The sequence below is a fragment of the Flavobacterium sp. RSSA_27 genome (genome assembly GCF_051547125.1).
Lineage (GTDB): Bacteria > Bacteroidota > Bacteroidia > Flavobacteriales > Flavobacteriaceae > Flavobacterium.
This window is the reverse complement of record NZ_JBPTTN010000004.1, coordinates 101431-122893: the sequence shown is the minus strand read 5'-3', so window position 1 is coordinate 122893 and position 21463 is coordinate 101431. Positions and strand designations below refer to the sequence as shown.

Annotated in this window: 27 protein-coding genes and 2 tRNA genes; 13 read left to right on the top strand and 16 right to left on the bottom strand. The window is 36.9% G+C overall.

The features are described from left to right. Positions 1-25: 25 nt before the first annotated feature. From ACSVH5_RS06995 to ACSVH5_RS06985, 3 genes are all read left to right on the top strand, one after another. Positions 26-98, top strand: a tRNA-Gly gene (locus ACSVH5_RS06995). Positions 99-113: 15 nt separating this feature from the next. Next, a tRNA-Leu gene (locus ACSVH5_RS06990) sits at positions 114-199 on the top strand. A 113-nt stretch (positions 200-312) separates the two neighbouring features. Continuing rightward, positions 313-660, top strand: a complete 348-nt coding sequence (locus ACSVH5_RS06985; RefSeq protein ID WP_438060729.1) for a YegP family protein — start codon at positions 313-315, stop codon at positions 658-660. A gap of 107 nt (positions 661-767) precedes the next feature. Here the strand turns inward: ACSVH5_RS06985 and ACSVH5_RS06980 are convergent, their stop codons facing one another. From ACSVH5_RS06980 to ACSVH5_RS06965, 4 genes are all read right to left on the bottom strand, one after another. Next, entirely contained in the window at positions 768-989 is a 222-nt protein-coding gene (locus ACSVH5_RS06980; protein ID WP_438060728.1) for a hypothetical protein, read from the bottom strand. Positions 990-1152: 163 nt separating this feature from the next. After that, positions 1153-3315: a S46 family peptidase gene (locus ACSVH5_RS06975; protein WP_438060727.1), complete on the bottom strand. Its 2163-nt coding sequence runs from the start codon at positions 3313-3315 to the stop codon at positions 1153-1155. Between the two features lie 30 nt (positions 3316-3345). Further along, on the bottom strand, positions 3346-3789 hold the full coding sequence (locus ACSVH5_RS06970; RefSeq protein ID WP_438060726.1) for a GNAT family N-acetyltransferase: 444 nt from the start codon (positions 3787-3789) through the stop codon (positions 3346-3348). Continuing rightward, the gene (locus tag ACSVH5_RS06965; protein WP_438060725.1) at positions 3786-5018 is read right to left on the bottom strand and encodes a 3-deoxy-D-manno-octulosonic acid transferase; all 1233 of its coding nucleotides are present in this window, start codon (positions 5016-5018) and stop codon (positions 3786-3788) included. Before ACSVH5_RS06965 ends, ACSVH5_RS06970 begins: the two co-directional genes overlap by 4 nt. A gap of 144 nt (positions 5019-5162) precedes the next feature. Here ACSVH5_RS06965 and ACSVH5_RS06960 point away from each other — a divergent pair, with 144 nt between their 5' ends. The 4 genes from ACSVH5_RS06960 (at position 5163) to ACSVH5_RS06945 (ending at position 7945) form a co-directional block, all read left to right on the top strand. Beyond that, on the top strand, positions 5163-6293 hold the full coding sequence (locus ACSVH5_RS06960; RefSeq protein ID WP_438060724.1) for a DegT/DnrJ/EryC1/StrS family aminotransferase: 1131 nt from the start codon (positions 5163-5165) through the stop codon (positions 6291-6293). Positions 6294-6375: 82 nt separating this feature from the next. Continuing rightward, complete coding sequence (gene galE / locus ACSVH5_RS06955) at positions 6376-7389, top strand: UDP-glucose 4-epimerase GalE (protein WP_438060723.1); 1014 nt, start codon at positions 6376-6378, stop codon at positions 7387-7389. A 146-nt stretch (positions 7390-7535) separates the two neighbouring features. Then, complete coding sequence (locus ACSVH5_RS06950; protein WP_438060722.1) at positions 7536-7733, top strand: hypothetical protein; 198 nt, start codon at positions 7536-7538, stop codon at positions 7731-7733. Continuing rightward, positions 7721-7945: a hypothetical protein gene (locus ACSVH5_RS06945; protein ID WP_438060721.1), complete on the top strand. Its 225-nt coding sequence runs from the start codon at positions 7721-7723 to the stop codon at positions 7943-7945. The genes ACSVH5_RS06950 and ACSVH5_RS06945 overlap by 13 nt, the downstream gene beginning before the upstream one ends. 132 nt (positions 7946-8077) lie before the next feature. Here the strand turns inward: ACSVH5_RS06945 and ACSVH5_RS06940 are convergent, their stop codons facing one another. The 3 genes from ACSVH5_RS06940 to fabD are packed head-to-tail and all read right to left on the bottom strand — an operon-like array spanning position 8078 to position 9411. Further along, the gene (locus ACSVH5_RS06940) at positions 8078-8329 is read right to left on the bottom strand and encodes a hypothetical protein (protein WP_438060720.1); all 252 of its coding nucleotides are present in this window, start codon (positions 8327-8329) and stop codon (positions 8078-8080) included. Between the two features lie 12 nt (positions 8330-8341). Further along, the gene (locus tag ACSVH5_RS06935; protein ID WP_438060719.1) at positions 8342-8521 is read right to left on the bottom strand and encodes a hypothetical protein; all 180 of its coding nucleotides are present in this window, start codon (positions 8519-8521) and stop codon (positions 8342-8344) included. Positions 8522-8538: 17 nt separating this feature from the next. After that, the gene (gene fabD / locus ACSVH5_RS06930) at positions 8539-9411 is read right to left on the bottom strand and encodes an ACP S-malonyltransferase (protein WP_438060718.1); all 873 of its coding nucleotides are present in this window, start codon (positions 9409-9411) and stop codon (positions 8539-8541) included. 255 nt (positions 9412-9666) lie between these two features. On the opposite strand from fabD, the gene ACSVH5_RS06925 reads away from it, so the two are divergent. Further along, positions 9667-10218, top strand: coding sequence for a sugar O-acetyltransferase (locus ACSVH5_RS06925; protein WP_438060717.1), 552 nt, complete (start codon positions 9667-9669; stop codon positions 10216-10218). 348 nt (positions 10219-10566) lie between these two features. Next, positions 10567-11124, top strand: a complete 558-nt coding sequence (locus ACSVH5_RS06920) for a hypothetical protein (protein ID WP_438060716.1) — start codon at positions 10567-10569, stop codon at positions 11122-11124. Positions 11125-11240: 116 nt separating this feature from the next. On the opposite strand, the gene ACSVH5_RS06915 is transcribed toward ACSVH5_RS06920, so the two are convergent. The 7 genes from ACSVH5_RS06915 to ACSVH5_RS06885 form a co-directional block, all read right to left on the bottom strand. Then, the gene (locus tag ACSVH5_RS06915; protein ID WP_438060715.1) at positions 11241-11765 is read right to left on the bottom strand and encodes an NADPH-dependent FMN reductase; all 525 of its coding nucleotides are present in this window, start codon (positions 11763-11765) and stop codon (positions 11241-11243) included. A gap of 5 nt (positions 11766-11770) precedes the next feature. Next, positions 11771-11998 (bottom strand): (4Fe-4S)-binding protein, encoded by a 228-nt coding sequence (locus tag ACSVH5_RS06910; RefSeq protein WP_438060714.1) that lies wholly within the window; start codon positions 11996-11998, stop codon positions 11771-11773. 17 nt (positions 11999-12015) lie between these two features. Further along, complete coding sequence (locus ACSVH5_RS06905) at positions 12016-12297, bottom strand: GNAT family N-acetyltransferase (protein ID WP_438060713.1); 282 nt, start codon at positions 12295-12297, stop codon at positions 12016-12018. 44 nt (positions 12298-12341) lie between these two features. Then, positions 12342-13058 carry a pirin family protein gene (locus tag ACSVH5_RS06900; RefSeq protein WP_438060712.1) on the bottom strand — a complete coding sequence of 239 codons (717 nt, stop codon included), beginning with the start codon at positions 13056-13058 and terminating at the stop codon, positions 12342-12344. Positions 13059-13183: 125 nt separating this feature from the next. After that, positions 13184-13759 carry a Crp/Fnr family transcriptional regulator gene (locus ACSVH5_RS06895; RefSeq protein WP_438060711.1) on the bottom strand — a complete coding sequence of 192 codons (576 nt, stop codon included), beginning with the start codon at positions 13757-13759 and terminating at the stop codon, positions 13184-13186. After that, the gene (locus tag ACSVH5_RS06890) at positions 13760-14080 is read right to left on the bottom strand and encodes a DUF6370 family protein (protein WP_438060710.1); all 321 of its coding nucleotides are present in this window, start codon (positions 14078-14080) and stop codon (positions 13760-13762) included. It abuts the gene before it with no gap. A 77-nt stretch (positions 14081-14157) separates the two neighbouring features. Beyond that, positions 14158-16032, bottom strand: coding sequence for a peptidase U32 family protein (locus ACSVH5_RS06885; protein WP_438060709.1), 1875 nt, complete (start codon positions 16030-16032; stop codon positions 14158-14160). A gap of 401 nt (positions 16033-16433) precedes the next feature. Between ACSVH5_RS06885 and ACSVH5_RS06880 the strand changes: the two genes are divergently transcribed. Next, entirely contained in the window at positions 16434-17564 is a 1131-nt protein-coding gene (locus ACSVH5_RS06880; protein WP_438060708.1) for an ATP-binding protein, read from the top strand. Positions 17565-17682: 118 nt separating this feature from the next. Here the strand turns inward: ACSVH5_RS06880 and ACSVH5_RS06875 are convergent, their stop codons facing one another. After that, positions 17683-18870 carry a pyridoxal phosphate-dependent aminotransferase gene (locus ACSVH5_RS06875; protein ID WP_438060707.1) on the bottom strand — a complete coding sequence of 396 codons (1188 nt, stop codon included), beginning with the start codon at positions 18868-18870 and terminating at the stop codon, positions 17683-17685. A 46-nt stretch (positions 18871-18916) separates the two neighbouring features. Next, positions 18917-20011 (bottom strand): fatty acid desaturase family protein, encoded by a 1095-nt coding sequence (locus ACSVH5_RS06870; RefSeq protein ID WP_438060706.1) that lies wholly within the window; start codon positions 20009-20011, stop codon positions 18917-18919. A 109-nt stretch (positions 20012-20120) separates the two neighbouring features. On the opposite strand from ACSVH5_RS06870, the gene rsmG reads away from it, so the two are divergent. The 3 genes from rsmG (at position 20121) to ACSVH5_RS06855 (ending at position 21371) form a co-directional block, all read left to right on the top strand. After that, positions 20121-20750, top strand: coding sequence for a 16S rRNA (guanine(527)-N(7))-methyltransferase RsmG (gene rsmG / locus ACSVH5_RS06865; protein ID WP_438060705.1), 630 nt, complete (start codon positions 20121-20123; stop codon positions 20748-20750). 85 nt (positions 20751-20835) lie between these two features. Beyond that, entirely contained in the window at positions 20836-21072 is a 237-nt protein-coding gene (locus ACSVH5_RS06860) for a hypothetical protein (protein ID WP_438060704.1), read from the top strand. Next, positions 21069-21371 (top strand): type II toxin-antitoxin system RelE/ParE family toxin, encoded by a 303-nt coding sequence (locus tag ACSVH5_RS06855; protein WP_438060703.1) that lies wholly within the window; start codon positions 21069-21071, stop codon positions 21369-21371. The genes ACSVH5_RS06860 and ACSVH5_RS06855 overlap by 4 nt, the downstream gene beginning before the upstream one ends. Positions 21372-21463 lie beyond the last annotated feature (92 nt).

The following is a 21463-nucleotide window of genomic DNA, read 5'->3' as shown; positions in this document are numbered from 1 at the left end:
TGCAGTTCTTTTGAGAATTTGAAACGCGAAAATAGCTCAGTTGGTAGAGCGCGACCTTGCCAAGGTCGAGGTCGCGGGTTCGAGCCCCGTTTTTCGCTCAAACACCACATAATGCTCGGATGGTGAAATTGGTAGACACGCTGGACTTAAAATCCAGTGAACAGCAATGTTCGTGCGGGTTCAAGTCCCGCTCTGAGTACAAGAAAGCTTCAAACTATGTTTGGAGCTTTTTTTATTTATGACAAATCCTAACATCGGCCTGATGAGGATGGAGTAATTTGATTCTAAAATCTTTAACGTATAAATTAATGTATGGGTGCTTTTGTGATTAGTAAACGGTTTAATGATACTTATAAGTTTGTTTTTACATCACGCAAAGGGAAGGTGATTTTCACCAGTCAAAGCTATGAATTGAAGTTTGAAGGGGAGGAGGATATTGTCTTGATACAGCAGTCGATTGATGCTTTGGTTTTTGTGAAATTAAAATCAGCGGCTGGCAAGTATTATTTTAGATTGTTGCTAGGAGAGCGACATATGGCAACCAGTAGAAAGTATACCACGGAATTGCGATTGATAAAAGGGATAGAAGAGATAAAAAAATCTGCGGCTGTAGCTGAAATTCTGGACTTCTCAGAAGATGCCTTTGTTTTTCCAGATTGATTGGCTAATGTAATAAAATGAAGAAAAGCTCAAGATGATTCTTGAGCTTTTCTTTGACATAAAAAAAGCCATCACATGATGGCTTGATTTTTTCTGTAATTTAAAAATTACTTAGCTGGAGCAGCTTCAGTTGTTGTAGCAGGAGCAGCAGGAGCAGCAGCAGAATCAACTACAGTAGCAGCAGAATCAACAGCTGGAGTAGCAGCAGAATCAACAGCAACAGCAGCAGAATCAGTAGCTACAGTTTCTTCAGCAGCAGCGTCAGCTTTTTTACAAGATACAACAGTTAATACAGCAACAGCAGCTAAACTTAAAAATACTTTTTTCATCTTAATTTTATTATAAAGGTTAATTATTAATTCGTGGCAAAGATATAAAAAAATTGATACACAATATATTTTTTTGTATTTTTTTTAAATTATATTCTCTGTTCACGTTGCTTCAAATATCAAATAGTATGCCAATGTAAAGGGTGTGTTAAATTAGTAGCTATTAGTTACTAATGTTTCCTTTTTTGTTTTTTTTAGGATGTACCAATTGCAATTCTTCAATCAAGTTTTTTGCACCTGCGTATTTGTCCATAATGAAAAGCACATAACGAATGTCGACCATTATGTTTCTGCAGATGCTAGGATCGTAATAGATATCGCTCATAGTGCCTTCCCAAACACGGTCAAAGTTCAATCCAATTAAATTTCCTTTGGCATCTAGCGCTGGACTTCCTGAATTTCCGCCTGTAGTATGATTGGTACCAATAAAGCATACGGGCATTTTTCCGTTTTCACCATAATTTCCAAAATCTTTGTTTTTATACAAATCAATCAATTTTGGAGAAACGTCAAATTCATAGTCACCAGGAATGTATTTTTCCATTACGCCGTCTAGATAAGTTATGGGATTGTAATACACACCGTCTTTTGGTTCGTATCCTTTTACTTTTCCATAAGTCACCCTCAAAGTACTATTGGCATCTGGGAAAATCCTTGAATTTTCGCTTAGTTCTAGTTGGGCTTTCATATAATTGCGTTGCAATTCTGTTATTTTCAAATTCAAAGCCTCATAAGCAGGGTTTACGTCTTTTAGATATTTATCGGTCATACTTTTTACAAGAATAAAAGCAGGATCTCGGTTGATATTTTCTAATACTGTTTTTGTGTCACCTGTAAGTAATTCTTTTGAGCCAGAGTACGAAGTTAGTTTGGAGCTAGTATAAATGTTTTTTGTCAGTTGGTTAACATCCACATTGTTGAGTGTGTTCGGTAAGAATTGCTTTGGTACTTTTGTTGCGTATAAATTGATGAGTTGTTCAAATACTTTTTCGTCAACTTTGGCGCTAAAATCTTTATAAAAATCACCCAATCCGTTGTACAAATTGTTTTTTCTGTCGGTAAAAGATTGCTCTCCCTTGGTGTTGTAAAGTTGCTCTAATTGATAGAATTTGTAAGCAACAGTAAGTAGTTCTGTATTTCTTAGAACGGTTTCGTTAAAATACTCTCTTGCCAAAGCGTAAGGCGCGATTTCAGTGTAATTTTTTTCGAAATCACTCAAAAGACTGCCGTATTCTTTTTCTTTTTTGGCTTTGCTAACCTTTTCTTGAAACTTCTTTTCGGCTTCTTTTTTTACGACAATTGCATTTGATTTCTTGATGCCTAATGTTTCGCCTTGCCATTTTTTCCAATAATTAGCAGTTCCTGCATATTTTGAAGCATATTGAATTTTGATAGCATTATCTTTTCTCATAAAACCATCAGCCACTTTTAAGGCTTGTTCTCTGATTTCAATTTTGGCAGGATTCAGTTCGTTTGCAATTTGGTTGATGGCAACAGCAGGTAAGTATTCATTAGTTCTTCCTGGGTATCCAAAAACTAAAGTAAAATCGTCTTCAGCTATTCCATCTAAAGAAATTGGTAAAAAGTGTTTGGGTGTGTAAGGAACGTTGTCTTTTGAATAGGAAGCCGGACGATTGTTTTTGTCAGCATAAATTCTGAAAAGTGAAAAATCACCCGTATGACGTGGCCAAACCCAGTTGTCCGTATCCGAACCAAATTTTCCTATCGAAGTTGGTGGCGCACCTACTAGACGAACATCTTTGAAGGTTTCGGTAACAAAAAGTAAGTATTGATTGCCATCGTAGAACGTTCGGATTTTGTTTTCTTGCCAAGCTTCTTTAGGAAATGAATTGCTTAAGGCGCTTATGTTTTCTTGAATTTTCTTTTGCTTTTCAGTTTCGTTTGATAGCGTATTTACTCCTTCCAAGACTTGTTTGGTCACATCTTCTATTTTGACAATAAAAGTTACGACCAAGTCTTTATTGGGTAATTCATCTTCCATTTTGTAGGCCCAAAAACCATTGGCTAAATAATCGTGCTCGGTACTAGAATGCGATTGAATTTGTCCGTAACCACAATGATGATTGGTTAACAAAAGTCCTTTTGGTGAAATAACTTCGGATGTACAGCCTCCGTTAAATTGAGGTACAGCGTCTTTTAAGCTGGATTTGTTGGTGTCGTAAATGTCTTTAGCAGTCATTTTCATGCCTAGACTTTTCATTTCTTTTTCGTTCATTCCTTCCAACAAAGAAGGGATCCACATTCCGCCTTGTTGGGCTTGCGTTTGGATTGCAAAAAGCAATAAGAATAGTTTTAAGAATTTCATAAGTGTTGTGATATTTAAAAGGTAATATAATTATAATTTGTGTTTCATCAATTTTCTGGGATGAATGCTGAAGCCGCTTTTGAGGTACAATTGTTGAGCCGAAAAATTGTGTTCTTCGACTTCTAAATAAAGTAGTTTTAAACCTAATTCTTCGCTTTGTGTTTTGGCAAAAGCTACGGCGCTTTTTCCAATTCCTTGGCCTTGTACTTTGGGTTGAATGTATAATTCATCTAAAAAAGCAATTTTGCCTTGGTATTCAAAACTGAAAACAAAAGTCAGAATCAAATAACCAACAGGTTTCTTGTTTTGAAATAGTAGCCAGCAACTTCCTAGGTAATCATTTTCGAGAAACGCTTCAAACAATTTTTCGGCAACTAACGGATCAAAAGGATATTGGTCAATTGAGTAAAATTCATCCATTAAACGAAGAGCGATGGCTATATCTTTTTTCTCTAATGGCTGAAATTGTATCATAAAATGTGGTTTACAATCGAATGGGTTGCGCCTTTGTTGTTTTGGACAAATTCACTACAAATTACGCCTTTTTCTTTTCGAATACGGGTATTGTTTAACAATTCGTTAAATATTAAAGATAGTTCAGTCTTGTTTTTGATAGCAATACAAGCTTTTGTTTTTACTAAAGCTGTTGCTTCAGCAAAATGCGAATAATTAGGTCCAATTACGATTGGAATTCCAAAAGTAGCGGGTTCTAAAATATTATGAACTCCAGGATTTCCAAAGCCACCGCCTACATAAGCTACGTCGGCATAACTGTAGATTTTGGTTAAAATCCCAATAGTATCAATAATAAAAACGTGTTGGTCGGATAGGGATTGATTTTCTTTTTCAGAAAACAAGACCGTCGGTTTTGTAATTAGTGCTCTTAAGTTTGTGATTTGCTCTGCTTTGATATTGTGCGGAGCAATGATGAATTTCAGGTTTTCGTTGCTGTATTCGTTAATGTATTGGGCGATAATTTCTTCGTCTTTTGGCCAAGAACTACCTACTACAACTGTGGTTTTGTTGTTCTTGAATTCGGCTATAAAATCAAGGGTGTTGTCTTTCTCTAAAATGGTGCTCACACGGTCAAAACGCGTGTCTCCAGAAACCAAAACATTTTGATGACCAAGGCTCTGTAAGAGTTGTTTGGAAGATTCGTTTTGTACAAAAAAGTAATCAAAAGCATCTAATGCTTTTCTATAAAAACCGCCGTACCATTTAAAAAAGGCTTGGTTTTCTCGTAGAATTCCCGAAATCAAATAGGTTTTGATCTGTCGTTTCTTGAGTTCGTTTAAGTAATTCGGCCAATATTCGTATTTGATGAAGAAAACCAGTTCGGGATGGGCTAACTCGATGAATTGTTTCGCGTTTTTTTGAGTATCCAATGGTAAATAAACTGTGCAATCAGCCACAGTATTGTTCTTTCGCACCTCGTAACCTGAAGGAGAAAAAAAGGTAACTATAATTTTATGGGAAGGGTATTTTTCTTTTATTTTTTCTATGACAGGAAGTCCTTGTTCGTATTCGCCTAAGGATGCGGCATGAAACCAGATGGATTTGTCGTTGGATTGAATTTTTTCTTCTAAAGTCTTAAAAATAGCCTTTCGACCCTTTATAAAAAGAGCCATTTTTGGGTTAATAAGGGCAACGATTTTCAATAAAAAACCTGCTGTAAAAACGATTTGATTATACAGAAAAAACATGAGTATAAATTTTGGCTAAAATACAGTTTCTTTATGGTTTTTTCATTGTCTAAGAGGGATTAAATAACTATTTTTGTACCACTTTTTTTTCGAAAATAAATCAGGATATTTTCTCTTTATTTTCAAACCTTAAATTATTTTCCAATGAAAAAAATCCAAATGGTTGACTTAAAAAGTCAATATGATACAATAAAAGACGTTGTAAATGCCTCTATTCAAAACGTTTTAGATACCAATACTTATATCAACGGGCCAGAAGTACATACTTTTCAAAAAGAATTAGAAACGTATTTGGGCGTAAAACACGTCATTCCATGTGCAAATGGTACCGATGCTTTGCAAATTGCTATGATGGGATTGGGTTTACAGCCCGGAGACGAAGTAATCACAGCCGATTTTACGTTTGCAGCAACCGTAGAAGTAATCGCTTTATTGCAACTTACCCCAGTTTTGGTAGATGTTGACATGCACAATATGAACATTTCTCTAGAAGCTATCAAAAAAGCCATTACTCCAAAAACCAAAGCGATTGTACCTGTACACTTGTTTGGTCGTGCTGCTAATATGGAAGCGATTATGGCTTTGGCTAATGAGCATAATTTATATGTAATCGAAGATAATGCGCAAGCTATTGGTGCCAATTGCAAATTTTCAGATGGTACCAAAAAGAAAGCAGGATCAATCGGTCATGTAGGAGCGACTTCGTTTTTTCCATCCAAAAACTTAGGTTGTTATGGTGATGGTGGCGCTATTTTTACGAACGATGACGCTTTAGCACACACCCTTCGCGGAATTGTAAACCACGGAATGTACGAAAGATACCATCATGATGTGGTGGGCGTAAATTCGCGTTTGGATAGTATTCAAGCGGCAGTTCTAAATGCCAAATTACCGTTGTTAGATCAATACAATAAAGCGCGTCAAGATGCAGCTCGCAAATATACCTTGGCTTTTCAAGGTCACGCCAATATCGTTGCACCAAGTATTTGCGATGTCTGCGATTGTCATGTTTTTCATCAATATACCTTGCGCATCATCAATGCTGATCGCAATGGTTTGATGCAACATTTGCTAGATAAAGGTATTCCATGTGCCATTTATTATCCAATTCCTTTGCACGCACAAAAGGCTTATTTGGATCCACGTTACAAAGAAGAAGATTTTCCAGTTACGAATCAATTGGCCAAAGAAGTACTTTCATTGCCTATGCATACTGAACTCGATGACGAGCAAATTAAATTTATTACCGATAGTGTTTTAGAATTTTTAAAATAAGAGAAAAGAACATAGAATAAAGAAATTGGATTTGAATCTATTTTCTACGCTCTTTTTTCTATTTTCTAAAAAAGCATCAAATATGAAAATATTGGTAACAGGAGGCTTAGGCTTCATCGGATCCCACACGGTTGTAGAACTGCAAAACAAAGGATTTGAAGTCGTAATTGTTGATAATTTGTACAATTCCTCTATAGATGTATTAGAGGGAATTAAAAAAATAACAGGTATTGCGCCGCATTACAAAAATATGGATATGCGCGACAAAGCAGCCGTACAGGCACTCTTCAAAGAATATTCAGATATTGCTGGTGTCATCCATTTTGCGGCTTCCAAAGCTGTAGGAGAAAGTGTTGAGAATCCGTTATTGTATTACGAAAACAACATTGCAGCTTTAGTGTATCTTTTGCAAGAATTGCAGCAAAAAGATGCGGCTTCCTTTATATTTAGTTCCTCTTGTACCGTTTACGGTCAGGCCGAAAAAATGCCCATTACCGAAGACGCTCCGGTACAACAACCGATGTCACCTTACGGGAATACCAAAAAAATTGGAGAAGAAATCATCAGAGATACTGCAAAAGCGTCATCTATCAATGCGATTTTATTGCGTTATTTCAATCCTATAGGAGCACACCCAAGTGCCGAAATTGGAGAATTGCCTATTGGTGTGCCACAAAATTTAGTGCCTTTTATCACACAAACGGGTATTGGATTGCGCCAAGAATTATCTGTTTTTGGAGACGATTATCCAACACCTGATGGTACCGCAATTCGCGATTATATACACGTGGTGGATTTGGCCAAAGCCCACGTTGTTGCGCTAGAACGCTTGTTAGAAAAGAAAAATACAAACAAAGTAGAGACTTTTAACTTAGGAACAGGTACAGGAAGTTCAGTACTCGAAGTGATTCAGAGTTTTGAGCGAGTAAGTAGTCAAAAACTGCCTTATAAAATTGTACCTCGAAGAGAAGGCGATATTACCGAAGCGTATGCCCATACCCACAAAGCCAACACCGTTTTGGGATGGAAAGCAGAGTCTACACTTGACGAAGCGATGGCGAGCGCCTGGAAATGGGAACAAAAAATACGCTCATAGATAGTAGACAGTGATCAGTACTCAGTGATCAGTAAAAAGTAATCAGTAAAAAGTAATCAGTAAGAAGCACCAAAGTATCGATTGATAATTTGGTGTTTTTTTCTTTGAAGAACTATTTGTAATTCGTTAGGTAAAAATATAAAGGAATGAGTGCTAAAAAAAAATCCTCAAAATTGCCCAAAGTAGAAGAACCAGCTGTGGTTTATGAATCTTCGCAGGTGAAGCCGAAAGGAATAGATCGAGCAACATTTGATTTCGATACCGAGTTCGCTAAGGGATTGACTCCAGAAGAGTTTAAAGTCGAGATGCTCAAAAGAATAAAAGCCTATCCTTGGAAAGAATAATTTTTGCGGATAAGGTTTCGAATTATTTGGATCAATTAGTATATGTGCTTTTTGAAGAAGAGTATTTTAGCTATAGTGAGAATGCGCAAGTTTATGTAAATAAAATTGTTGATTTTATAGTTTCAGAAATAGCTAGTTTTCCGCATAAAAAAACACCTTTAGTACTTTCTCATTTAGGTACTTATTATATTTTTTACAATTCGAATAAATGAACTACTTGGTATATTTTTTTCGAAAAGAAAGCAACTGCTATTTTGATTACTGGAATTAGCAATTATCATTGTGAAGAAGCAACCGAGTTGTAAATAAAAGCAAAGCCGAATCTCAAAGATTCGGCTTTTTGGTTACTTTTTAGCAGCTTCTTTCATTTTATCAGCGGCTTTGTCTAGTTTTTCAGCGCCTTTTTCGAGGACTTTACTCGTTTTCGCCTGAAGAGTATCTACTACTTTTTCTACTTTTACGGTGGCAGTATCTATTTTTTCTTCTACTTCAGAGGTCACTGCCTCTTTAGCTTCATCCAATTTTTCTTTGGTTTCTTCTTTGCAAGAAACGGTTACTACTGCTAAAAATGCCAATCCTAAAATTATTTTTCTCATAGTCAATGGTTTTTATGGGTTGTTGTTGTTGTTGTTGTTGTTGTTGTTGTTGTTGTTGTTGTTGTTGTTGTTGTTGTTGTTGTTGTTGTTGTTGTTGTTGTTGTTGTGAAAACTAAAGATAAATAAAAAATCCCCACAAACTTTACGTTTATGAGGATGCTGTTGATAAGAATTGCTGTCTAAATTCTGCAATCTGCCATCTTAAATTTTTAAGCATTCGCAGTAGCGGCTTCTTTATTGATTTTTCCAATCAGTCCAGTCAATACTTTTCCAGGACCTACTTCGGTAAATAGTGTTGCTCCGTCTGCAATCATTTGTTGTACTGATTGTGTCCATTTTACTGGAGCAGTCAACTGAATGATTAAGTTTTTCTTGATTTCGTTAGGGTCTGAAACTGCATTTGCCGTTACATTTTGGTACACAGGACAAATTGGAGTAGCAAAAGTTGTCGCTTCGATAGCTGCGGCTAATTCTTCTCTAGCTGGTTCCATCATTGGAGAGTGAAACGCACCACCTACAGGTAAAATCAAGGCTCTTTTGGCACCTGCTTCTTTCATTTTTTCGCAAGCCAATTCTACGGCTTTGTATTCCCCAGAAATTACCAATTGACCAGGGCAGTTGTAATTTGCGGCAACTACAACTCCATCAATCGAAGCACAAATGTCTTCTACTATTTTGTCGTCTAGGTTCAAAACAGCAGCCATTGTCGAAGGGGTTATTTCGCAGGCTTTTTGCATTGCCAAAGCTCTTTGAGATACTAATTTCAATCCGTCTTCAAAAGATAGAGCGCCATTGGCCACCAAAGCAGAGAATTCGCCCAAAGAATGTCCAGCGACCATTTCAGGTTGGAAATTTTCTAAAGTTTTAGCCAAAATAACCGAGTGCAAAAACACGGCAGGTTGAGTTACTTTGGTTTCTTTTAGTTGTTCCGCGGTACCTTCAAACATAATATCGGTGATGCGGAAACCTAAAATTTCGTTGGCTTTTTCGAATAATTCTTTGGCTAGAGGAGAGTTCTCATATAAGTCTTTGCCCATTCCTGTGAACTGTGCGCCTTGACCTGGAAAAACGTATGCTTTCATTTTTTTTAGTTTAAATGTTTAAAAAATTGGTCGTTTCGTAAACCAATTGGGCAACAAAAATAGTGTTTTTTGGCAAAATGCTCTTTTGAAGTTGAATTTCTTTACTGAACCTTTAGTGAAATGATGGATTGTTTATCTTTACGAGGACGTTTTTTTGCGTGAGCGATGGAAGCGGGAACGTACAGCGCGACCCGAAGTTTTTACGTAGGGGCACGCCCAAATCATTTTAATTTTAAATTCAATAACTTTAAAAGTATGCCTTCTGAAAAAGAAAAAATGCTCGCTGGCGAATCCTATCTCAGCAACGACAAACAGTTGGTGCAAGAGCGATTGTGGGCCAAGAAAATGCTCCAACAAATCAATGCTGAGTATATAGTAAACGGCAAAACACGCGGGCTTTTCAAGCAATTGCTGCCCAATGCGCACAAGCGTTTGTATATCGAACCGCCCTTTCATTGCGACTATGGGTACAACATTCACACGGGCGAAAATGTGTATTTCAACCTCAATTGTGTGGTGCTCGATACGATGAAAATCACCATTGGCAACAACGTGTTTTTTGGACCAGGCGTGCATATTTATACTGCCTCGCATCCTTTGGACATCCTAGAGCGACGCACTTTCGAGGTATCTAAACCCGTTACAATAGGCGACGACTGCTGGATTGGCGGCAATACCGTCATTTGCCCTGGAGTGACCATTGGCGACGGTTGCACCATTGGCGCAGGCTCGGTGGTGACCAAAATGATTCCGCCTCATTCGCTGGCTGTAGGCAATCCCGCGCGGGTCATTCGAAAATTGCAGTAATCTTTTTTAGGAGCAGAAAGAAGGGGCTTTTTTATAGGCAAAGTCCCGTGATCCGCTGTATCTTTGCGGCCGAACCCCGGCCACAAAGGATGCCGCTCCTCCCGGGGCTAGAAGGCAATGTCATTAAGTTAAGGAAAAATCAATAATTTGATTGCTGATTTTTGAATAACGATTTTTGATTTCAGATGTGTAAACCACTGAAAAAAAACTAGTCTTTTTTATTTATTAGCACAAAATCTAAAATCAAGAATCGTTAATCTTCAATCTAAAATCTCTTAAGGTAATCACATTGGACTAGAGGGCAAGAAAGGGCTTGATTAGCCAACATCCCGAAAATAAAATTAATCTATGAAAGTTATCCTACTGACCCCAATGGAAATCGAAGCCGAGAAAGTGCAAAATGCCTTGCAACGTTTTCCATCTTTACAAAATGACTACCAAATTGTGATCTCTGGAGTGGGAAGAGAAACCACTGCCAAAGCGATGATGCATTTGCCTCCACACGATTTGTGTGTGTTAATCGGCTTTGCCGCCATAGTAGGAAAACCCGAAAATTTGCCTGCCGAATTACAATTAGGAATGCCCATTGAAATTACCAATGCTTCGCTTTATGGTTATGAAGGACAATTGTTCGAAAACGGCAAACCTATTTTATCGGAACCCAAAACCAACTTGCTTTGTTTGTCTTCGTTGACTTCGGACAAATTTGTGAAAACGACTAATTTGGCCGATCGCACCGTGGTGAATATGGAAGATTATACCTTTATGTACCTCAAACAACCACAGGATTTTATCGTGCGTATTATTTCGGATTTCTTGCCCCATACCCACGAAATAGACTTTTTTGAAGAAGTAAAACCCATTGATTTTTACAAAGCCATCGAAGCGATTGAGAGTGTTTTTTAAGTTATCAGTTATTAGCTGTGCATTTGTGATCTTAACTCATAGTGGCTTAAATGCAAAAAGTGATTACGAAATAAATCACTAATCACTTTTTACTAATTACTTTTACTTTTCACTTCTCACTCTATTGAAGCAATAATTTCTAGCAATTGGGCTTTTAATTCTTCGTTGGTGATTCCTTTTTCTGCATCAAAATTGGTGGCAAAACTCGGCAGTGAAAAAGCACCTTTTACATCGGCTCCTTGGAAAGGGAATCTGTTTTTGGCCATTTCCAAAACCGAAGCACCTCCTCGTGGTCCGGGTGACGTGGCGAGCAAAAGCGTGGGTTTTTCCTGAAAAGTTTTACCGTTGATGCGGGAAGTCCAATCTAAAATATTTTTGAAAGCAGTCGAATACGCGCCATTGTGTTCGGCAAAAGAAATGACAATAAGATCTGCACTGCCCAGTTTGGCAAAAAAATCGTGAGCCAATTGAGGAATTCCCGTTTTGGCTTCTTTATCTACTGAAAAGAGAGGCATTTCATAGTCATTCAAATCCAATAATTCCACCAAAGCATTGGTAAATTGATTCGCGGCATACGTTGCCAATTGCTTGTTGATAGAGTTCGCACTAGAGGATGCGCCAAAAGCTACTATTTTTTTCATGAGGTTTACTTTTTATTCATGTAATATGTCAGAGCTCCCGACGGGCATTTTTTTACTGTACTGATAATGGCATCAGTAGTGGAATTTTCGGGAACAATCCACGGTTTTTCTCTAGGTTTAAATACGTCGGGATTGTTTTTTACACATTCGGCAGCGTGTTTGCATAAGCTGTTTTTCCAAACAATGGTTACCTCGCCATTGCTGTACTCTTTAGTTAAATCTTTAGCATCCATGATTATTAAAGTTTAGGTTATAATCTATCTTGAAATTCTGGAGTTGTGTCGAATACTTTTTTGGCAAACGGACAAAGCGGTATGATTTTTATGTTTTTTTCTCGCGCATACGCAACAGCTTGAGCGACCATTTGTTTACCAAAACCTTTCCCTTCATTGCCAGGATTTACACCTGTGTGGTCAATTATGATTTTGTCTTCCCCAGCAAAAACAAACGTCATTTCTGCTTCTTGTTTGCCCTCAATTTCAATAAAAAAACTCCCTTTTTTATCGTTGATTTTTACTTGTACTTCGTTCATAATTATTTTTTACTGATTACTAGGAACTGATTACTGACTACTTTTTATTGTTCCATCGGGATTTCCATCACCAAAAATTTAGCAGCTGTTGTGGCCTTGATGTCAATTTCTGGAGTATCCCAAATTCCAAGGGCATCTCTTTTGCTTAATCGTTCTCCGTTGACTTCTATTTCGCCTTCAATAGTCATAATGTAAAAACCGTTACCTTCTTTTTGTAAGGCTAATTTTTTAGAAAAATCGGCATCAAAATCAGACAAATAAAACCAAGCGTCTTGATGAATCCACACCCCAGCATCGTCAGGATTTGGCGATAGAATTTGAGCAAAATCATTTTTTTGCTCGGTAATGTCCAAAGTGATTTGTTGGTAGCGAGGGGCTACATTGCGGTATTTTGGGAACAACCAAATTTGGAATAGCTTGGTTTGTTGGTCCGCATTGGGATTAAATTCACTGTGCTGAATACCCGTTCCTGCACTCATTACTTGTACATCGCCTGTTTTGATAGTTGCGGCATTCCCCATACTGTCTTTGTGTGCCAAATCGCCTTCTAGCGGAATAGTAATGATTTCCATATTGTCGTGTGGATGCGTGCCAAAACCCATTCCAGCAGCAATGGTGTCATCGTTCAAAACGCGAAGCATTCCAAACTGAATTCTATCGGGGTTGTACCAACTAGCAAAGCTAAAACTGTGATATGCATTCAGCCATCCGTGGTTAGCGTGTCCTCTTGAATCTGCGGTATGTAAAACTGATTTTTTCATCTTCGTATAAATTTAGTGATTACTAGGATACAAAGGTATACTCGTTGTAAGGAAAAGTTACTTAACCTAGATTAAGAAAAAAGTACTTAGTGTTCGGGACTGTTCACTAGATTATAGGCTGCTATTTACTTCTTCAACAGCCTACTCTTCATTTTACTGAAGAATTCAGGCGTAACGCCAATATAGGAGGCGATGTGTTTTTGAGGGAGTTTGTGAATTAGAGTGGGGTATTTTTTGCAGAACTTTTCAAAGCGTTCCTCGGCGGTCAAGCTCAAATTATCCATCAAGCGTTCTTGGTGGGTCACTAAAGAATTCTCGGCGAGTATTCTGAAAAAGCGTTCTAGTTTAGGGAGAGCTTTGTAGAGTTCTTGATGGTTTTCTTTGGTCAGAATGACAACTTCGGCGTCTTCAAGTACTTCAATAAAAAGGTGGCCGGGTTTTCCAGAAATGTAACTATACATATCTCCCATCCACCAGCCTTCGCAGGCAAAATGCAATACGTGTTCGATTATGTTGTCGTTGATAGTGAAGCTTCTCAAAATCCCTGAGTTGACAAAAAAAGTACTTTCGGCCACTTTACCTGCATGCAACAAAACCGATTTGGCTTTGTGTTTTTGTGTCGTTGTTTTAGACAAAAATAAGGCCTCTTCCTCGGGGGTTAAGGCCACGTGTTTGGCAATATTTTGAAGAATTAAAGCCATTTACTTTTTTTCTGGCAACAATTTGAAGTAGGTTACTTTAAAACGATTGTCAACTACTTCGCCAACCACTTCGGCTTTTCTTACTTTAGCACAAAAGCCATCATCTGCATGTGCGTCTCCGTGTTTGTCTATGTGGGTGCCGTCAACAAAATACGTTTTGCCTTCAATTCGTACGGCTAAATCACATTCCTTTCCTTCCATACCAAATTGGCATTGCCCACAAGAAGCTTCTACAATTTGTTTCTTAGGAGTTTCTTTTTTTTCTTGAGCGGAAACCACAAAACTGAATAATGCCACAAAAAGAGTAATTAATTTTTTCATAAGTGCTATAAAAATAGTGTTAGTTTTTTTCAAAAATAGTAATAAAAAAGGACAGGTTGCGACCTGTCCGTACTCTTTTAATGAAAATGATCTTCTTCGATTTCAAATTCGGCATCTTTTTCCCAAATTTCCATTTCGCAGGGTTTGCAATTGAATTTGAGTTTGTATTCCAATTCGCCTTGTTTTAATACCAAAGGTTCTTTTACCTTCTTGTCCATGTTTTCGCGGTGGTATTTTGGGCAACGCTCCAATTCGTATTTGATGCAATATTTGGTGGTCATCACACGTGATTTTCCAGGGTCCCATTGCAATTCAAAGGCTTTTTCGATTTCGGTAACACCATGACGTTCGTAGAATTTTCGAGCCAATTTGTTGGAAACATTGTACATAAAATCCAGCTTGGTTTCTGGATAAGGATGAGAAGTTTTTACCAATTGTTGCTCTTCGCGATGGTAATTTTTCAATCGTATTTCTGACAATTGTTCTAGAACGGTTCTTCGCATTTCGTTGATTTTGGAAATCGGAAGGAACCAATTGTCTGAAAAAATCACGTTGATTTCATCAGCTTTATATGGGGTGAATCCTGTTTTGGCCAAATTGGCTTTGAAATTTTCTGCTAAGGATTCATTGTTTTTGGTGCGTTCTTTGGCATGAACTAAAGTAACGGTACTTACATTGTCATCTTCATCAGTTGCAATTAGTTCGAAACCTTGTTCGTTTTCGGTGAGTAATAAACTGGTGCTAATTTTTCGCACGGCGCTATCTTCTCGAGCTACCAATTTGATGAAAGCGGCATCGTTGTTGCGATATATAAAAGTTCCAGGTTTGATGTCTTTCAAAACATTAGGATAGGTCAAACCGTTTTCTACTTTGTTGATGTAAAGTCCTTCAGCTTCGTTGTTTTCGTTTATGAAACAAAGGCCATCGCCATTGTTTAGGAATTCGCCATTTTCGATTTCGTAGCCTTTCCCAACAGTTTTAATGAGTTTTCCAATGTATTGTCCTTTCGATTTTGGACTTTCCCAAGAACCAATAGATTGATGTCTTTCGTTTACAAAATAATCGGTATAGCCACGATTGAAGGTTTTATCCAAAGCCGAGTCAAAAGTATAAGTACACGTTCCAGAAGAGGCTTTGGTGTAGTTGTCATAGCCATCTCCTTCTAAGAAAGCGTCTAATTTTTGACGTAAATACGACACGTTGTTTTTTACATAAACAATGTCTTTCAAACGGCCTTCGATTTTGAAAGAGCAAATTCCTGCTTCCACTAAATTTGGAATTTGGTCGGAAACGTCAAAATCTTTGATTGAAAGTAAGTGACTGTTTTTGATTAAGGTATCACCGTTGCCATCAATTAAGTTGTAAGGTAAACGACAGTTTTGGGCACAAGAACCACGATTGGCTGAACGTTCTCCATTGGCCACACTCATATAACAGTTACCGCTAAATGATACACAAAGCGCACCAGTTACAAAGAATTCTAGCTCAACATCGGCGGTATCGGCAATTTCTTTAATTTGATGTAAATTCAATTCCCGGGCCAAAACCACGCGTTTCATTCCAGCTTCTTTCAAAAATTTGATTTTATGAGGATCACGGTTGTTGGCTTGAGTACTAGCATGTAAAACGATAGGAGGTAAGTCCATTTCCATAATGGCCATGTCCTGAACAATTAGCGCATCCACACCTATTTCGTATAACTCCCAAATCATTTGACGGCACTCTTCCAATTCGTTATCATACAAAATGGTATTGATAACTACGAATACTTGCACGTTGAATAAATGGGCATATTTCACCAATTCTGCAATATCGTTGATGGGGTTGGTGGCGTTAGATCGGGCGCCAAATTTTGGTGCACCAATGTAAAGAGCATCGGCACCAGCATTGATGGCTGCCATACCGTGAATTAAATCTTTGGCGGGCGCTAGTATTTCTATTTTCTTCTTCATTTTTAAAACTTTAGGCTTTCGGACGTACCCGAAAAAAAGTGTGCAAAGGTCTTATAAAAAAGTTAAGATTTCTAATTCTAGATTGGTTTTTTTTGGTGATTGACGCCTACTCTTATTCACAAATTGAAATAGTCGACTTCATTACAATCGAAATAAGTATACGTTGGCAATTGAATTAATGTAATTTTTATGCTTTCTACCGAATTATTTTCTTTGTATTCTATTAAAAAACAACTTGTATAATCTGTTTTTTATATATAAATAATAGAACGTAATCTTATAATTATATATAAATTGCAGAATATAATCTCATATTTTTATTTAAATTGTAGATTAAATAGTTGGATTCTGGTGTTTTTACTATCTTTGTTTGGAATTAATGAATTGAAATATAGTGGGATATGGTGGATATAAACAGAACACTCAAAGAAAATGTACTGGCAAAATGGGATTCTGGCAAGGTATTGATTGTGATCGGACCTCGCCAAGTAGGAAAAACCACTTTGATTCGGTCGCTTTGTGAAGCTGAAGGGAACTATCTTTTCGTCAATGGAGACGATTCAGAAGATAGATTGTTGTTAGAAAATGCCGGAGAAAACAAATTGCGGACAATTATTGGCGATTATACTACTGTTTTTTTTGATGAGGCACAACGAATAAAAAACATAGGAATGGTTTTGAAAATCATTCACGATCAAATAAAAGGCGTGCGATTGATCGTAAGTGGTTCTTCCGCTTTAGAGATTGCCAATGAAATAAATGAGCCTTTAACAGGAAGAAAATGGGAGTTTAATTTGTTTCCTTTGACGTGGTTGGAGCTTCAAAATCATTTTGGCTATTTGACCCATAAAAAGAATTTGCAACGCTATATGATTTACGGGATGTATCCCGAGGTGATTACGCATCCTATTGAAAGTGAGGCTGTTTTAAAACAAATCGCAGGGAGTTATTTATATAAAGATTTGTTGCAATATCAGGGCATTCGCAAACCGGAAGTTTTAGATAAACTATTACTGGCTTTGGCGTTGCAGTTGGGTTCGGAGGTGAATTATAACGAACTTTCGAGAACGGTTGGTGTCGACAGGGCGTCAGTAGAAAATTACATCGCTTTGTTGGAAAAGGCGTTTGTAGTATTTCGATTGCAGCCCTTAAGTAGAAATGTACGCAACGAGTTGAACACCTCACGAAAGGTTTATTTTTATGATAATGGTATACGGAATGCGATCATTGGCAATTTCAAATCACTCGAATTTCGTCAGGATACCGGAGCATTATGGGAGAATTTCGTAGTTGCTGAACGAGTAAAAAAGCTAAATTATGAACGTTGGCACGGGCGCTATTATTTTTGGCGTACCTACCAACATCAAGAAATAGATTGGGTTGAAGAAACAGATGGCGCTTTTTCGGCTTTTGAATTCAAATGGAATATAAACAAAGCGAATACAAAGTTTTCCAAAACCTTTTTGGATAATTATCTACCTCAAACCACTTTGGTGATTACTCCAAATACCATAGAGGATTTTTTGATGTAATTTTAGTAAGTTGTCCCTTTCTCACTGAGGCAAGTCAAGGTTCCAAAATTGTTTTAGGTCACAAAAAAAAGCCTCAAGAAATAATCCTTGAGGCTTACTAAAGCAGTAGCACTTTGGTTTATCCAGCCAAAGCGTCTTTGATTCTTTTTAAAGCTTCGGTTAATAAAGCTTCGCTGGTAGCATATGAGAAACGAATACAATTTGGATTTCCAAAAGCATCTCCTGTTACAGTTGCTACACAAGCTTCTGCCAAAAGATACATCGATACATCATTAGCATCTTTAATTTCAGTTCCTCTAAGTGTTTTTCCAAAGAAAGAAGAAACATCTGGGAAAACGTAGAAAGCACCTTCTGGAACGTTGATTTTGACACCAGGAATCTCCTTTAATAAACCTACTACTAAATCTCTACGGCTGTGGAAAGCTTGGACCATATGGTTCAATACGCTTGGGTCGGCATCAACAGCGGTAATAGTTGCTCTTTGTGCCACAGAGTTAGCTCCCGAAGTTACTTGTCCTTGGATTTTTGTACATGCTTTTGCGATAAATTCAGGCGCTCCAATATATCCAATTCGGTAACCTGTCATAGCAAATGCTTTTGCAACACCGTTTACTGTAATGGTTTTTTCTAACATACCTGGAATTGAAGCAATACTGCAAAAAGTTCCTGAAAAATTGATATGTTCGTAGATTTCGTCAGCTACTACATAAATATTTGGATGCTTTTCTAATACTTTAGCTAAAGCGGTCAATTCTTCTCTGTTGTACACTGAACCTGAAGGGTTACAAGGAGAAGAGAACCACATCATTTTTGTTTTAGGAGTAATGGCTGCTTCTAATTGTTCTGGTGTGATTTTGAAATCGGTTTCTACAGATGTAGGAACTTCTACAGGAACACCACCTGATAATTTTATGATTTCATAATAAGAAACCCAGTAAGGCGCTGGTAAAATTACTTCGTCACCATCGTTTAACATTACTTGAGCAATGTTGTACAACGATTGTTTGGCACCTGTAGAAACTACAATTTGAGAAGGCGTATAATCTAAATCATTATCTCTTTTAAATTTTCTACAAATAGCTTCTTTTAAATCTTGGTAACCATCAACTGGAGAATAGGTACTGTAGTTGTCGTCTATTGCTTTTTTTGCGGCTTCTTTAATAAAGTCAGGCGTATTAAAGTCAGGTTCTCCCAAACTCAAGCTGATAATATCTTTTCCTTGTGCTTTTAATTCTCTTGCTAATGCTGCCATCGCTAAAGTTTGCGAAGTGGCAAGGTTGTTAATTCTGTCTGAAAGTGGATTCATTTTATAGTAAAAAGTAATTAGTTCGTTTTGGATTTAGCAGCGATTTTTAGGCTAATTCTGGTTTCATTCCCAATTCTTTTAAGTGTTTGAAATGGGCGATTACAGCACTTCGCATCGTTTTGTATTCATAGTAAGGAAGGTTGCATTCTTGAGCGGTTTCCTTCACTATTTTTGCAATTTTTCCGTAGTGAATATGACTGATGTTTGGGAAAATGTGATGTTCGATTTGGTGGTTTAACCCTCCAGTGTACCAATTGATTATCCAGTTTTTAGGAGCAAAATTAGTTGTTGTAAACAATTGGTGGATGGCCCAAGTGTTTTCGATTTCACCGTTTTCATTTGGTAATGGATTGGTGGTTTCTTCTACAACGTGAGCTAGTTGGAATACAACACTTAGTATAAGTCCTGCAGTATAATGCATTACAAAAAAGCCAATCAATACTTTCCACCAAGTTATGCCTATTACCATTGGCAAAACAATCCAAATGGCTACATAAATCATTTTGGTAATGATTAATGTGGTCCAAAGAATTTTTGGACTCTTAGGTTCGCCATACGATAATTTGCGTTTCAAATAATTCTTCATTTGTTTGAAATCGGTAGTAATGGCCCAATTGAAGGTCAATAAACCGTATAAAAAGATGGAATAATAGTGTTGAAAACGGTGGAATTTTTGCCATTTGGCTTCTTTCGTAAAACGAATAATTCTACCTGCGTCTAAGTCTTCGTCGTGACCAGGGATATTCGTGTAAGTGTGGTGTAAAACATTGTGTTGCACTTGCCAGTTGTACACATTTCCGGCTAGGATGTAAATAGAACCACCCATAAATTTGTTGACCCAACTTTTAGTGGAATACGAACCGTGATTACCGTCGTGCATTACGTTCATTCCTACTCCAGCCATTCCAATTCCGATAACGATAGTAAGCAATAAATAAGCCCAAAACGGAAGATCAAGCGTAAGAATAACAAAATATGGAGCTAGAAAAACAGTAAATAAGATAATGGTTTTTAAATGCAATTTCCAGTTTCCTGTTTTTTGTATGTTGTTTTCTTTAAAGTAACTGTTAACCCGAGAGTTAAGGGTTCTAAAAAATTTTAAATTGTCTTGCTTTGAAAAAGTAGGTGCAGTAGTATTCATAGGAATTTTTAAATATTGGCAAATGTAACTATTATAAATTTTCGAATATGCATTAATGCGTTAAAAATTTCCGCGGTAAAATAAGTACTTTTGTTAAAAATTTAATACCATGGATGAAATTCTAAAGTATTTTCCTAATCTAACGGATGTACAGAAAGCGCAGTTTGCCAAATTGGATGTTTTGTACCACGAATGGAATGAAAAAATTAATGTTATTTCTAGAAAAGATATTGATGCTTTGTACACCAAACATGTTTTGCATTCGTTAGGAATTGCCAAAATAAACAAGTTTGAGCCTGGAACTTATGTCTTGGATGTGGGTACTGGAGGTGGTTTTCCTGGAATTCCTTTGGCCATTTTGTTTCCTGAAACACGTTTTTATTTGATTGATGTAATCGCCAAAAAGATAAAAGTGGTCAAAGCAGTTGCAGAAGCTTTGGAATTGAAAAATGTAAAAGCTGAACAAATTCGTGCCGAAAATGTAAAAGGTGATTTTGATTTTATTGTGAGTCGTGCGGTGACCAATATGCCAGATTTTGTTTCTTGGGTAAAAACCAAAATCAAAAAGCAACACAAGCACGAATTGAAAAATGGTATTTTGTATTTAAAAGGAGGGGATTTGACCGAAGAGCTAAAGGATTTTCCGAAAGCTACTGAGTATAATTTGGCCGACATTTTTGAAGATGAATTTTTTGAAACCAAGAAAGTCGTGCACTTGCCGTTGAAGTTTGTGAATTGAAACAAAATATGGATTGTAAATTTTTTGTAAATTTGGTTTAAAATAGTTATTAAATAAAGTAATATAATTTATTAATCCAACGATTATGTATACCACTTATCATTTAGATTCTGCCCAAGACTTTACTCCTGATATTTTAGAAGCTATTAAAATAGCTTTTAAATCAAGACCTATTACAATTACTATTGAGGAGGATTCTAGTTTTGTATGCTCTAAAGAAACTAAAAGTTTGCTTGATGTTCGCTTAAATGATTATTTACAAAACTCGAATGATGTTCAGGATTTTGAAGGATTATTGGACGAGCTAGAAAGTGGAATATGAAATATAAATTTGTCTATAGACCTTTTGTCAAACAAGATTTACAACACGCTACCAATTATTATAAAGCTATTTCTCCTACCTTAGCCAAAGATTTCTTGTACCGAATTAGAGAAGCTAAAAAATATATTGCCCAAAATCCCCAAGGGGACGATGTAATGTATAACGAAATTAGAATGCACAATTTATACCAATTTCCATATCATATTCACTATTACATTGACCACGAAAATAAACAGATTGTTATTCTTGCAATTGAATTCTCTAAAAGAGAAAACTTAAATTTTACTGGCAGAAAGTAAAATAAGCTACTTAGTTGCCTAATTTTTATTAACATTATTTTGTTTTTTTAACAAATCCGAGGCACAGCACTAATTTTAGAGTTTTTTTCATT